The 13,152-nt window shown below is 63.7% G+C and carries 9 protein-coding genes and 2 tRNA genes; 7 read left to right on the top strand and 4 right to left on the bottom strand.

The annotated features are described in order from the left end of the window. Nucleotides 1-87: 87 nt before the first annotated feature. Nucleotides 88-1,374, top strand: a complete 1,287-nt coding sequence (locus CAP2UW1_RS03760; protein WP_015765343.1) for an MFS transporter — start codon at nt 88-90, stop codon at nt 1,372-1,374. On the opposite strand, the gene CAP2UW1_RS03755 is transcribed toward CAP2UW1_RS03760, so the two are convergent. The 3 genes from CAP2UW1_RS03755 to CAP2UW1_RS03745 all read right to left on the bottom strand — a co-directional run bounded on the left by CAP2UW1_RS03755 (nt 1,292) and on the right by CAP2UW1_RS03745 (nt 4,542). Then, nucleotides 1,292-2,575 (bottom strand): multidrug effflux MFS transporter, encoded by a 1,284-nt coding sequence (locus CAP2UW1_RS03755; protein ID WP_015765342.1) that lies wholly within the window; start codon nt 2,573-2,575, stop codon nt 1,292-1,294. The genes CAP2UW1_RS03760 and CAP2UW1_RS03755 overlap by 83 nt on opposite strands. 1 nt (nt 2,576) lies before the next feature. After that, nucleotides 2,577-4,076 carry a YifB family Mg chelatase-like AAA ATPase gene (locus CAP2UW1_RS03750; RefSeq protein WP_015765341.1) on the bottom strand — a complete coding sequence of 500 codons (1,500 nt, stop codon included), beginning with the start codon at nt 4,074-4,076 and terminating at the stop codon, nt 2,577-2,579. A 220-nt stretch (nt 4,077-4,296) separates the two neighbouring features. Then, nucleotides 4,297-4,542 carry an accessory factor UbiK family protein gene (locus CAP2UW1_RS03745; RefSeq protein ID WP_015765340.1) on the bottom strand — a complete coding sequence of 82 codons (246 nt, stop codon included), beginning with the start codon at nt 4,540-4,542 and terminating at the stop codon, nt 4,297-4,299. 241 nt (nt 4,543-4,783) lie between these two features. On the opposite strand from CAP2UW1_RS03745, the gene CAP2UW1_RS03740 reads away from it, so the two are divergent. From CAP2UW1_RS03740 to CAP2UW1_RS03710, 6 genes are all read left to right on the top strand, one after another. Next, a complete protein-coding gene (locus tag CAP2UW1_RS03740) occupies nt 4,784-5,662 on the top strand; it encodes a TorF family putative porin (protein WP_015765339.1) in 879 nt (292 codons plus the stop codon). Between the two features lie 55 nt (nt 5,663-5,717). After that, a complete protein-coding gene (gene glnK, locus CAP2UW1_RS03735) occupies nt 5,718-6,056 on the top strand; it encodes a P-II family nitrogen regulator (protein ID WP_015765338.1) in 339 nt (112 codons plus the stop codon). Between the two features lie 10 nt (nt 6,057-6,066). Next, nucleotides 6,067-7,554: an ammonium transporter gene (locus tag CAP2UW1_RS03730; RefSeq protein WP_015765337.1), complete on the top strand. Its 1,488-nt coding sequence runs from the start codon at nt 6,067-6,069 to the stop codon at nt 7,552-7,554. A 281-nt stretch (nt 7,555-7,835) separates the two neighbouring features. Beyond that, nucleotides 7,836-7,911: transfer RNA gene (locus CAP2UW1_RS03725), tRNA-Lys, on the top strand. Nucleotides 7,912-7,963: 52 nt separating this feature from the next. Further along, nucleotides 7,964-8,039 (top strand) — tRNA-Lys (locus CAP2UW1_RS03720). Between the two features lie 1,112 nt (nt 8,040-9,151). Further along, complete coding sequence (locus CAP2UW1_RS03710) at nt 9,152-12,145, top strand: fused MFS/spermidine synthase (protein WP_015765336.1); 2,994 nt, start codon at nt 9,152-9,154, stop codon at nt 12,143-12,145. A gap of 688 nt (nt 12,146-12,833) precedes the next feature. Here CAP2UW1_RS03710 and CAP2UW1_RS03705 read toward each other — a convergent pair. Further along, nucleotides 12,834-13,076 (bottom strand): DUF2281 domain-containing protein, encoded by a 243-nt coding sequence (locus CAP2UW1_RS03705; protein WP_015765334.1) that lies wholly within the window; start codon nt 13,074-13,076, stop codon nt 12,834-12,836. Nucleotides 13,077-13,152 lie beyond the last annotated feature (76 nt).

The raw sequence follows: 13,152 nt of genomic DNA, 5'->3' as shown, positions 1-13,152 counted from the left end.
CGGGCGGCGTGGCCCCGGGTACCGCCCGAGAACTGACCGCTGGCGTGCCGGCGGCCGCAACATCGCTGGTACAGACGGGAAACGGCAGTGAACGCGAGCGAGCACGGCCACCCGCCGGCCGCCGTCGCGTGGAGTGTGTGGGGGCTGGCGGCTCTGCTGTACCTGATCGGCTTCTACCAGCGCGTCGCCCCGGCGGTGATGACAGACCGCCTGATGCAGGAGTTCGCCATCGGCGCCAGCGAACTCGGCAATCTCTCGGCGTTCTACTTCTATTCCTACGTGGCCATGCAGATCCCGACCGGAATACTCGCCGATCGCTGGGGACCGCGCCGCCTGTTGACCGCGGGTGCGGCGGTGGCCGCCATCGGCACGGCAATTTTCGCGTGCTCGCCCGACTTCTGGTGGGCCAGCGCCGGACGCTTGCTGATCGGCGCGTCGGTCGCCGTTGCCTTCGTGTCGATGCTCAAGCTCGCCACACACTGGTTCGCCGCACGGCAGTTCGCCCTGGCGTCCGGAATGGCGCTGACCTTTGGCGTCGTTGGCGGCGTGATTGCCGGCGTGCCGCTACGAATGCTGATCGAAACCTGGGGCTGGCGTCCGGTGATGGGCGTCTCGGCGGCCGTCACCGGCCTGCTCTCGCTGGCCATCTGGCTGCGCGTCCGTGATGACCCGCGCGATCTGGCCCACGCCAGCCATGCGCCGGCAGCGTCGGCTGGCGGGCAGCACGGGTCGATCCTGCGCGGAATGGCCGAGGTCCTTTCTTACCGGAACATCTGGATCCTCCTGATCGCGCCGATTGGCGTTGCCGGCGCCGTTCTCACGTTCGCCGGACTGTGGGGTGTTCCCTATCTGCGCCAGGTGCACGGTCTGGAGACGCGGAGCGCGGCGGCGATCACCTCGCTGCTGCTGATCGCCTGGGCCATCGGCGGGCCACTGCTCGGCACGCTCTCCGAACGTCTCGGCCGTCGCCGGCCGCTCTACGTGTGGACGACCGCCGCGGCGCTCGCCGGATGGTTGCTGATCATCTTCGCGCCGCTACCGCTCTGGCTGTTGATCGTCGCCCTGCTGTTTACCGGCCTGTTCTCGGGCAACCTGATCATCGGCTTTGCTTTCGCCAAGGAGTCGGTACCCACGCGTCTGGTGGGCACCGCCGCCGGCATCTGCAACATGGGGCCGCTACTCGGCGGCATGCTGCTGCAACCCGCTGTCGGCTGGCTTCTCGACCGCCACTGGCGGGGAGCCACGGCGGCGGGTGCGCGCCTCTACGACGCCGGCGCGTATCAGGCGGCCTTCAGCCTGATGGCCGCCTGCATCGTCGTCTCGCTGTGCCTGCTGCCGTTTGCCAGGGAAACCGGTGGCAGGCAGACCGGATGAGGCAGCAAACGCTTCGCCGTTGATGAATCAGCGTGGCGAAGATACCCAGCAGCAGCAGGCCGCCCATGCCCAACGCCAGAGAGAGCGTCGATCCCCAGAGCGCGGGGGCGATCAAGGCGGCCGCGAAAGCGTTGAATCCGGCCTGCAGGAAGCCCTGGCAGGAAGCCGCCAGGCCACGCTTTTCGGGAAACAGATCGAGCGCCTGCAGGGTCAGGCAGGGCATGGCCAGCGACATGCCGAGCGTGAATACGAAGATCGGCAGCACGCTCCACGGCAGCGCTGGCGGCCAGGCCAGATTGAGGCCAATATTGAGCACGACGGCGAGACCCATCACCAGGTAGCCGGCGGCGATCGTGCGCGGCAGCGACAACTTGCCGGCGCAGCGGCCCGACAACCAGGCGCCGATCATCAGGCCGCCCATCGCCGGGCCGAACAGCCACAGGAAACCGGTCGCCGCAACGCCCAGGTGGTGCATCAAGAAGACCGGGGCCGAGAGCACATAGATGAAGAAGGCGGCGAAATTGAACGCCAGTGCACCACAAACCAGCAGGAACGGCCGCGAAGTGAGTACCTGCCAGTAGCTGCGGACCAGATAGCCGGCGTGCAGCGACTGGCGCCGATGCCGTGGCAGCGTTTCCGGGAGCAGATACCAGGAGGCCAGCCACAGGGCAGCGCTGCTCAGCGCCAGGAAGGCAAACACCGAGCGCCAGCCGAACCAGGCCTGCAACCAGCCGCCGAGCACGGGCGCCACCGCCGGGGCCACGGCGAACATCATGGTGATCTGCGAAATCAGGCGCTGTGCCGGTGGCCCATCGTACAAGTCGCGAACGATCGCCCGGCTGATGACGATACCGGCACCGCCGGTCATCCCCTGCAGCGCCCGCAGCAACCAGAGGTGTTCGATGCGTGTCGCCAGCATGCAGCCGGCCGAGGCCAGCGCAAACAGGGCGACCGTGACGAGAATCACCCGCCGCCGGCCCAAGGCATCCGAGATCGCGCCATGCCACAGCGTCATCAGCGCGAACGGCAACAGGTACGCGGTCAGCGTCTGCTGGACTTGCAGGGGCGTGGCGTGCAGCGACGCGCCGATGTCGTGAAACGACGGCAGGTAGGTATCGATCGAGAAAGGACCGAGGGCCGCCAGCGCGGCCAGCATGAAGGCAATCCCGCGCGGCGCCGGCGAGAGCTGCGAATCGGCCACATCAATCCTTCGCGAAGCGGCGGTACTGCACGGCTTCAGCCACGTGCTGCGCCTCGATGGTGTCGCTCCCGGCCAGATCGGAAATTGTCCGCGCCACCTTGAGCAGGCGGTGGAAAGCTCGCGCCGATAGCTCGAAGCGGCTGATCGCGTGTTTCAGCAGCGCCGCCGCTGCCGCCGCGGGCTGACAGTACTGGTCAATCTCCTTCGCCGTCAGCCGCGCATTGGCTTTCCCCTGTCGTCTGATCTGCCTCTCCCGGGCTTGCGCAACACGCGCGCGAACGCTCGCCGAGGCTTCGCCATCGGGCGCCTGCTGCAAGACTTCGGCGGGCAGCGCCGGGACTTCGATCTGCAGGTCGATACGGTCGAGCAGTGGGCCGGAGAGCCGGCGACGATAACGCAGCACCTGATCCGGCGTACACCGGCAACGGCCGCGCGAATCGCCGTGATAACCGCAAGGACAGGGGTTCATCGCCGCGACGAGCTGGAACTGGGCCGGAAACTCGGCCTGACGCGCGGCGCGCGAAATGTGAATGCGCCCTGAGTCCAACGGCTCGCGCAGTGCTTCCAGTACGCGGCGGTCGAACTCGGGAATCTCGTCGAGGAAAAGAACACCCTGATGGGCGAGCGAGATCTCGCCCGGGCTCGGGATGCTGCCGCCGCCGACCAGCGCCGCCGACGACGCCGTATGGTGCGGCGCCCGGTAGGGATGGCGGCGAAAGCGATCGGGCCGGAACTGCCCGGCCAGGGACAGCACGGCCGCCGATTCGAGCGCCGCCGCCTCGGTCATCGGCGGCAGCAAGCCGGGCAGCCGGCTGGCGAGCATGGACTTGCCGGTACCCGGCGGGCCGACGAGGAGGATCGAATGCCCACCCGCGGCGGCGATCTCGAGTGCGCGCTTGGCCTGCACCTGACCCCGCACGTCGGCGAGATCGGGATAGTCCGCGTCCTCGTCGGCAAGCTCGACGACGGCCAGGCATTCGCTGAGTTGGCCCTGCCCGATCAGATGTGCGCAGACCTCGAGCAGGTTGTCAGCCGTGAGCACCCGCACCGTCCCGGCCAGGGCGGCCTCGCGGGCGCTGCTTGACGGCAGGACAAAGCTGCGCCCGCGGCTGCCGGCGGCGAGAACCATGGCGAGCGCGCCGCGAATCGGCCGCAGTTCCCCCGAGAGCGACAGCTCACCAGCGAACTCGTAGCCGGCGAGTGCCGACGTCGGGATCTGGCCCGAAGCCGCGAGGATGCCCAGCGCGATCGGCAGGTCGAAGCGACCGGACTCCTTCGGCAGGTCGGCCGGCGCGAGGTTGACCGTGATGCGCTTGCTCGGGAAGTCGAAACCCGAGTTCTGCAGCGCCGCCCTGACCCGATCGCGCGCTTCCTTGACTTCGGTATCGGGTAGCCCGACCAGCGTGACACTCGGCAGACCGCCAGCCAGATGCACCTCGACAGCCACCTCCGGAGCGAAGAGTCCATCCAGACCACGACTGTGAACAATGGCGAGCGGCATGGCAAGGAGCCTTGGAAAACCGCAGTCTAGACAAACTGCACGTGAAAAGGGGCGCCTGCTACTGCGAGTGACATGGCGCGGGACGACCGGCCATAGGCGCCGTGCGCCGCCCTGTCGTCGGCGAATCCGGCCGCACCCTGCTTCCAAGAGTGGCGCCGCCACCCCCTGGGCAACCGTTGAAGGCGCGGGGCACTCTTGACCAGCGGCCGGCCTGCGCGGGTCAGGCCGGCCGGTCGGGCGGGTTTTCCAACCGGTCGAGGCGCGCCTCCAGCGCCTTCAGCTTTTCTCGGGTGCGCTGCAGGACCTGTGTCTGGATATCGAACTCCTCGCGCGTCACCAGATCCAGCTTGGCAAAGACGCTGGCGAGCAGGACACGGGCGTTCTTCTCGATGTCGGCCGCCGGACTGGCAGCCAGGAGGCCGCTCAGGCGGGCACCGAGGTCTTCAAGGATTCTGGGGTCGAGCATCGTATCCACCGGTCGGCGAAAGGGTTGGCAGGAAGCCGAGTTTAGCATAGGCCTGCCCCCCGGCAGGTCACGCACCACAGCGGTGCAAAAATCCCCGTCGCCGCGCTAACGCAGTGCGACATAGTGCGGCCGGGGAAGCCGACGAGCGACAAGCAACGGATTTATCAAAAAAACATTTCTGGCATGGAAAGTGCTAGGAAGTAGCCAGCATCCTTTTCTTTCCCTGCTTGAGGATTTCACCATGAAGAAACTCGCTCTTGCCACGACGCTGTCGGCAGCCCTCGCGGCGCCGGCCATCGCCCAGACTCCCGACCCCGGGCAGGCCGACGCGGCACCTGTAGCCGCCACCACCACGGCACCGCTGACTGGCAATCTCGGACTTTTCAGCAGCTACCGCTTCCGCGGCATCGACCAGACTTTCGGCAAGCCTGCCCTGCAGGGCGGCTTCGACTACGCGCATGCCAGCGGCTTCTACGTCGGCAACTGGAACTCGAACGTCAGTTCCGGCGCCGGCTTCCCGGACGGCAACCTCGAAATGGACTTCTACGGGGGCTACAAGGCGACATTCGGCGATTTCGGAATCGACGTCGGCGCGATCTACTACTACTACCCCGGTTCTGACGCCAGCGGTCTCGGGATCGGCGCCAACTCCGGGGCCGTTAACAACAAGGAGTTGTACATCGGCGGCTCCTGGAAGTTCCTGTCTCTGAAGTACTTCTACTCGGTCGACGACTACTTCTCGCTGCGCGGCGTCGATAGCGCTGGCGTGTCCACGGGCAAGAACACCCATGGCAGCCAATACCTGGACCTGTCCGCCAACTACGACCTTGGCGACGGCTGGGGTATCAACGCTCACGTCGGCAGGCTGAACCTGAAGAACGTTCATAACGGCGATTACACCGACTGGAAACTCGGGGTAACCAAGGACCTGAGCGGGTGGCTGGTGGCACTCTCCTACGTCGACACCAACGCCTCCGGCAATTGCTCCGGGGCGTCCACCTACCAACCGTATTGCTTCACCAACTCGAACTCCGACAACCATGGGGTCATCACCTTCGGCTCACACACCAAGGACGCCGGTCGTGCCATAGCCGTGCTTTCGGTCAGCCGCACCTTCTAGGCAATCATTCGTTCAACCGGGGAGGGAAGGTCCTCCCCTGAATATGGAGTACAAAATGAAACTGGTTACCGCCATCATCAAGCCATTCAAGCTTGACGAAGTACGAGAAGCCTTGTCGGCGATCGGTGTGCAGGGCATCACGGTCACCGAAGTCAAGGGCTTCGGCCGCCAGAAGGGCCATACCGAGTTGTATCGCGGCGCCGAGTATGTCGTCGACTTCCTGCCGAAAGTGAAAGTCGAAGCGGCGATCAAGAACGACATTCTCGACCAGGTGATCGAAGCGATCGAAAAATCTGCCAGTACCGGCAAGATCGGCGACGGCAAGATCTTCATCTCGTCCATTGAACAAGTCGTCCGCATCCGCACCGGTGAAACCGGTGAGGATGCCCTGTGAGGAGCCAATCATGAAACACCTATTTGCCATCCTCGCCCTGCTTGGCGCCGTAAGCTTCGGCGCTCCGGCCTGGGCTGAAGACAAGCCGGCCGCCGCCGCAACGACCACCGCGGTTGCGGCACCCGCTGCCGCGCCAGCAGCTGGCGCACCGAGCGCCGACCCTGCCGCCCCCGCGGCTGCACCGGCACCTGTCGCCAACAAGGGCGACAACGCCTGGGTGATGGTCAGCGCAGCGCTCGTCATCCTCATGTCGATCCCTGGGCTGGCGCTCTTCTACGGTGGCCTGGTGCGCACCAAGAACATGCTCTCGGTGCTGATGCAGGTCTTCGTCACTTTCTCGCTGATCAGCGTGCTCTGGGTGGTCTACGGCTACTCGGTAGCGTTTACCGAGGGCGGCGCCTTCTTCGGGGTGCTCGACAAGGTCTTCCTGAAAGGGATCACGGTCGACTCGGTCGCCGCCACCTTCTCCAAGGGCGTGGTGATCTCCGAACTGGCCTACGTCATCTTCCAGGGAGCCTTCGCGGCAATCACCTGCGGACTGATCGTCGGTGCCTTCGCCGAACGCGCGAAGTTTGCCGCGATCCTGATCTTCATGGTGATCTGGTTTAGCCTCTCCTACCTGCCGATGGCGCACATGGTGTGGTACTGGGCGGGTCCCGACGCCTACATCGATGCCGCCGCCGGCGATGCGGCAGGCAAGACCGCCGGCTTCCTGTTCCAGAAAGGCGCTCTCGACTTCGCGGGCGGTACCGTGGTGCATATCAACGCCGCCATGGCCGGTCTGGTCGGCGCGCTCGTCATCGGCAAGCGGATTGGCTACGGCCGCGAGTCAATGGCTCCGCACAGCCTGACCTTCACGATGATCGGTGCTTCGCTGCTCTGGTTCGGCTGGTTCGGTTTCAACGCCGGCTCGGCACTCGAAGCGAGTGGTGGTGCGGCTCTGGCAATGGTCAATACCTGGGTGGCCACCGCCTGCGCGACGATGTCCTGGATGCTGGCTGAATGGATGCTCAAGGGCAAGCCCTCGATGCTCGGCGCTGCTTCGGGTGCGGTAGCCGGCCTCGTGGCGATCACTCCGGCCGCCGGCTTCGTCGGTGTCATGGGCGCCATCGCCATCGGCCTGCTGGCCGGCGTCATCTGCCTGTGGGGCGTCAATGGCCTCAAGCGGCTGATTGGTGCAGACGATTCGCTGGACGTCTTTGGTGTGCATGGCGTCGGCGGAATTCTCGGTGCGATCCTGACCGGTGTGTTCGTCGATCCGGCCCTGGGCGGTACTGGCGTCTATGACTACGTCACCAACAAGGTCGGCGACTTCGACATGGCCACGCAGGTAATCAGCCAGTTGTGGGGCGTCGGCACCGTGATCGTCTGGTCTGGCGTCGTCTCACTGGTGGCTTTCAAACTAGTCGACATGGTCATCGGCCTACGGGTCCCGGAAGAAGAAGAGCGCGAAGGCCTGGACATCACCTCGCACGGCGAATCGGCTTACCACTACTGAGCCCGCCCGGCCCATCTGAACTCTCCCCTTGGGGCGCCCTTGCGGCGCCCCCTTTTTTTGGGGGATACCCATCATGCGCTCGGCAGCTGTCGGCTCCCGACGACGAAAACCGGCCACCGCATGCGCCTCGGCCGCGCGTCGAGTCGATCCCACGTCATGCCCCTGGGATGGCGACTGCGATTTGGCTGGTGAGAGCTCCGGAATGTTGCAGGGAGAGCAGTCGCGAGCGTTGGCGTTCCTTGACAGGCATCAGTCCCTTGCCTATAATCCGCCGGCTTTTCGGGTTGGTAGCTCAGTCGGTAGAGCAGTGGACTTTTAATCCATTGGTCGTGGGTTCGAATCCCACCCGACCCACCAAACCCGGCAGACAAGCCGTTTCTTGTTGTTGTTGATTACTTGCCATCACGTTGGGGCGTTAGCTCAGTCGGTAGAGCAGCGGACTCTTAATCCGTAGGTCCAGAGTTCGAGTCTCTGACGCCCCACCACAGACAGATCCGCAAGTTGCAGACGGCCTAGCAACACTGCCAATACAGTAGCGGCCAGTGTCTAGCTGTAATGCCGCCAAGCCAAGTCAAGCCAGATCGACATCCGACAGGAAACTCCGGCCCAGCGCCAAGGCGATAGCGAGCTCAGAGTCCCCGGCCACGCTCTTGCGATGCAAGCATCATCGCGGGCGTCGCCCGCAGGCAGGCAGAAATGAGCCGCACTGGCGAACTGCCGCCAGGCCATACCATATACGCCAGCAGGGTCTAGTCGGGCCTTCAACCCATGCCTTGCGGGTGTAGCGTAGGAAAGCCTGTAGCTGACTCAATCGCCTGCGGGTCAAAGCGTGAGGCGCCGCGTCACTTCGGGCCGCTCTTGCGGATTGCCGGCAGGCGCTGGTCGCAAACAAGGCTCTTCTCTTCACCCACTCGGTCTTCATGATCCGCTGCGCCTCGTCGCCGCCGAACGCAGAGGACACGTCGAATCCGTCTTCGAGCGTCCGCTGCAGTGCAACGAAATCCGCCCAAAGGTAATGCCCGGCACCAGCGACGCTACGCATTTCGAGAATCACTTGATCGCCAGCGGCATCAGGAATTGCTCGGCGGTCACGATGGGACAGCCAAACGAATCACCAACACTGAGCAGATCCTGATCCCCCGTGACCAGAGCATCCGCCCGACCTGCCATAGCCAATCGCAAGAAGGGCAGATCGAAAGTCTCGCGACACGCGGGGACTTCGAGAGCAGGGTCAGGAATGCACAGAGTGATGCAATACGGCAAGTAGTCAGCGAGAAGCTCTCACTGTTGCCCGGGTTGTCTTGATGGTGCGCAGAAGATGGGGGAAGGATTGGCGATTCTGGAGAAGTATGGCCAGGTGATCTACTTCGGCGGAGGGGATCGTCACCGCAGGCATTTCGAGGCCGAAGCCTCAGGAGGGGCAACGTTTTCCAGGGGTTTGTGCGGCAGAATGCAAGATTGACGCCCCCTTGTGGCGGCTCATATACTCTCGTTGGCACCGTTGGATTGCCGATGCTTTTTTTTCAAGACACCCTTGCTGCTGCGCGCTACGGGCGGCAAGACGTTCGACACTTGAAACGTTCCGGTAGAGAGCCCAATGGTCCGTATCTACGCGCTCGTCTTCGCCCTTTCGGGTATTTCGGGACTGATCTACGAGTCGGTGTGGAGCCACTATGTCAAGCTGATCCTTGGCCACGCTGCCTTCGCACAAACACTGGTATTGGCCATCTTCATGGGTGGCATGGCGGTAGGCTCATGGCTGGCGTCACGCGTCTCGCAGCGCTTGCGCAGCCTGTTGCTGGCCTACGCCGCCGTCGAACTCGCGATCGGCATAATCGCTATCGTCTTTCAGCCCCTGTTCGAGGCGAGTACCCGTCTCCTCTTCGACGCTGTTCTACCTGCGATGGAGCCCGGTGCGGCAAGCATGGCGACGAAGTTGACTCTCGCCACGCTGCTGATCCTGCCGCAGTCGCTGCTGCTCGGCGCCACCTTCCCACTGATCAGCGGTGGCGTTCTGCGCCTCGACCAGAAGGCAAGCGGTGGGACGGTATCGCTGCTCTACTTTGCCAACAGCATCGGGGCAGTCATTGGCGTGTTGTGGTCGGGTTTCTGGCTCATTTCGGCGGTTGGCCTGCCGGGCACCCTGCTCGTTGCCGGCTCGATCAACGTCGGCCTCGCGTTTCTCGTGCTCGGCTTGGTCAAGTTCGGGGAGAAGGAAGCGATCGCCACCCCGGGCATTCAGAAGGATGTCGCCGACGGCGAGGGTCTGCGCTGGATACTTTGGGCCGCCGCCATTACCGGCGCTGCGTCGTTCTGCTATGAGATCGCGTGGATCCGCATGCTCAGCATGGTCCTGGGCGCCTCGACGCACTCGTTCGAACTGATGCTCGCCGCCTTCATTCTCGGCCTTGCCTTGGGCGGCCTGTGGATTCGCAGACGCATCGATACGCTGCCGAATCCGAAGCTGTTTCTGGGCATCGTGCAACTGGTGATGGGGAGTCTCGCGCTGGCCACCCTGCCCTTTTACAACCACTCGTTCGACATCATGGCGGCGGCGATGCAGGGTCTGAGCCGCACCGATAGCGGCTACGTGATGTTCTCCCTGACCGGGCACGCGATCGCCATGCTTGTAATGCTGCCGGCGACGTTCTGCGCCGGCATGACTCTGCCGCTGCTGACCCTGATTCTGTGGCGCAGCCGCTGCGGCGAGCGCGCCATCGGCCAGGTCTATGCCGCAAACACGCTGGGCGCGATCGTCGGGGTGATCACTGCCGTACACCTCGTCCTGCCAGCCGTCGGTCTCAAGGGGCTGGTACTCTTCGGCACGCTGCTGGACGGCGCCCTCGGGCTCTATCTCATCGCCGGCGCGTTCGCGAAGACGACGGCGCGGCGCCGCTACGGTTGGCTCACCGCTTTTTCATTGGCCTGGCTTGCGTGCCTGGCCAGTGTAGAGTTCGACGCGCACCGGATGGCCGGCGGCGTCTTTCGCCATGCCACGGCCACGGTGCCAGAGGGCGTCGAGATTCTGCACTGGAAGGACGGCAAGACGGCCTCGATCGGCCTGCTTCGCGACGGCAGAGGCCATGTCGAGATCACCACCAACGGCAAGACGGATGCCACAATCAACGTCAGCGGCCAAGGTGCTCCGTCGCCAGACGAAATGACGATGGCGATGGCAGCGGTGATTCCCATGCTACACACCCCACAGGCCAGGACGGTGGCCAACATCGGCTTCGGTTCGGGAATGACGACGCACATGCTGCTCGCCTTTCCGCAGGTTCAGCGCGTCGACACCATTGAGATCGAGCCGGAGATGGTCAGGTTGGCACGCATTGGTTTCGAGGCGCGTGTACCGCGAGCCTTCAACGACCCGCGCAGCAAGATCTTCATCGACGACGCCAGAGCGCATTTCTCGAGTCACAGCGTGCGCTACGACCTGATCGTGTCGGAGCCCTCCAATCCTTGGGTTTCTGGCGTTGCATCGCTGTTCTCGGAAGAGTTTTACCGGCACGTCACGCGCCACCTATCATCCGAAGGATTGTTCGTCCAGTGGCTGCAGATGTATGAGACCTCGATTCCCATCGTGGCTTCCGTAGTGGGCGCACTGGACAGCGTCTTTGCGGACTACCGCGTATATGCCACGGACAATTTCGATCTGCTGGTCGTGGCTCGCCCTTCGGGAACCATTGCGCCTCCTGACTATCGACTTCTCGACGAACCGGCCGTCCGCAGTGAACTGGACCGTCTGGGCATCGCCGGCCGCGCCGACATCGCCCTGCGTCTGGTCGGCAGCAAGGCGTTGTGGTCACCGATGTTGGCCGTACGTGGGGTGCCGAAAAACTCCGATTATTTTCCCTTTGTCGATCAGAATGCAGCCCGCTATCGCTTTCTCAGCAAACTGGACGCCCTCCCGCTGGCTGATCTCGGTGACTATCCCGTTCCTGTACTGGAAGCCCTACAACTTCGGCGGGAGCCCGAACCGGGTCCGGTTGGCGCCAGCACCTTTTTTGACAACTCTGACAATGCACACGTGGCGCAGCAGATCCGCGATTACCTGCTCGAAGGACGTACATCCGCATCCTTGCCCGTGGCGTTCTGGTCGAGCCTGGCGACGATCCGTGAGGGGCATGATTGCGAACGCATGGCAACAGCCAAAATCTTCGCGCTCCTCGACTTGTCCCGAAGAACGCACCCTTCGCTGACTTCTCGGGAGATCGACGCCGTGTGGTCAGGGATAGGTTCAGCCTCTCCGTGCAACGAGCCAGGAACACGTGTGGGCAGGTGGGTGGCGTTTCTCCACGCGCTCAGCATGCGTGATTGGCCAGCTACTGCCAAGCGAGCCGGCGGCATCCTGGCAGCGGAGGGATCCGAACTAGCGGGCCCTCCCCTGGAGATACTGCTGCTTGCGGATCTCAGCGCCCGTCTTGCCACCAACGACAGAGAGGGCTTCCTGCGAACCGCAGAAGATTACCCGTTGTCCGCCGTGCAGGATGGCCGTGGAGCGGCCCCTCTACTTATGGAGCTTGTCCTTGCGCAGGCACGCAACCTTGGCTGGCGCGGCCCGCTGGTTGCGGATACCGCAGCCAGATAGTTCAGCTTTCCGGATCTCGGCGGGGTATGGAGGTGGAATTCAGGAATTCGAGACAACACTTGACTCCTTTTCCTCCACCGAGCGACAGCTTGCTCTGGACATGATCTGGCGCCTCACGTAGCCAAGGAGTGCGAAGGTGTTGAGACAGTCGTGGCTTCCGGGTTTTCCTGATGGTGCGCGGAAGGTGGGAGAAGGATTGGCGATTCCGGAGAATGACGGCCAGGAAACCTATTTCGTCGGCGAGAACAACGATTTTTCGCAAGCGACAGGAGACGGAGCCAACCGAAGATTCGCGCTGGCCAGCCTGATGGGAAACGGGCACATCAAAGTGTCGCGGGGCACCACCGACTACTGGGCCAATGATGCCCTCGTTCACCCCTTCTTCGTGGCGCCGCCGCCACTCAATGACGGGCTCGCCGAGACCGTGCTCAAAGGACATCGTCCCCCGGCTGCTGGACATCGTCCCGGGACGGTCGTAACCGGGCGAAGTGGACGCCGACCCGACCCTGCATCGGCTCGTGATGGTCTTCGATCGCCAAGGTGCCACCCAGAGTCTCCTCGGCACTCATTGATCACCTGCGTGGAAATCGTCGGCTGCCTGGTAAACAGCGCGCAGGCAATAGCGCGTTTGCGTTCGTCATCGCCAAGCGCATAGAGCACCAACTTGCTGTCCAGAAAAGGCGCCATTTCAGGCCCTGACGTCGTCGTAGAACGAGTCCCGACTCAGGATGGGCTTAGCGCCGCCGAAGGGGACTCGAATGACAGACAAGCGTTCGAGCGCTTCGCGCTGCGCTGGAGCCAGTTCTTCCCCTTTTCCCTGGGGAGCCACGCCGTAGCGCTGCGCCAGGAACTCGATGAAGTCGAGCGCCTCGCGTGCGGCGGGTTCGGGGAGTCGCTGGCTGCGTTCGTAGATCATTTCGGCCAATGTCATCGGTTTTCTTCAGATCAATCAAGCGTGCGTCGACGTTGTATCTACTGTACCAGCAGCGAACCGGTCTGCCGACCCT

This window comes from Candidatus Accumulibacter phosphatis, assembly GCF_000024165.1.
In the GTDB taxonomy this organism is placed as follows: Bacteria; Pseudomonadota; Gammaproteobacteria; order Burkholderiales; family Rhodocyclaceae; genus Accumulibacter; species Accumulibacter phosphatis.
This window is presented reverse-complemented; position numbering and strand designations above follow the sequence as displayed.

Coding starts and splice junctions, on each gene's coding strand:
- CAP2UW1_RS03750 (WP_015765341.1), bottom strand. CDS start 4,076: ATGCCGCTCGCCATTGTTCACAGTCGTGGTCTGGATGGACTCTTCGCT.
- glnK (WP_015765338.1), top strand. CDS start 5,718: ATGAAACTGGTTACCGCCATCATCAAGCCATTCAAGCTTGACGAAGTA.
- CAP2UW1_RS03705 (WP_015765334.1), bottom strand. CDS start 13,076: ATGACATTGGCCGAAATGATCTACGAACGCAGCCAGCGACTCCCCGAA.
- CAP2UW1_RS03745 (WP_015765340.1), bottom strand. CDS start 4,542: ATGCTCGACCCCAGAATCCTTGAAGACCTCGGTGCCCGCCTGAGCGGC.
- CAP2UW1_RS03740 (WP_015765339.1), top strand. CDS start 4,784: ATGAAGAAACTCGCTCTTGCCACGACGCTGTCGGCAGCCCTCGCGGCG.
- CAP2UW1_RS03730 (WP_015765337.1), top strand. CDS start 6,067: ATGAAACACCTATTTGCCATCCTCGCCCTGCTTGGCGCCGTAAGCTTC.
- CAP2UW1_RS03710 (WP_015765336.1), top strand. CDS start 9,152: ATGGTCCGTATCTACGCGCTCGTCTTCGCCCTTTCGGGTATTTCGGGA.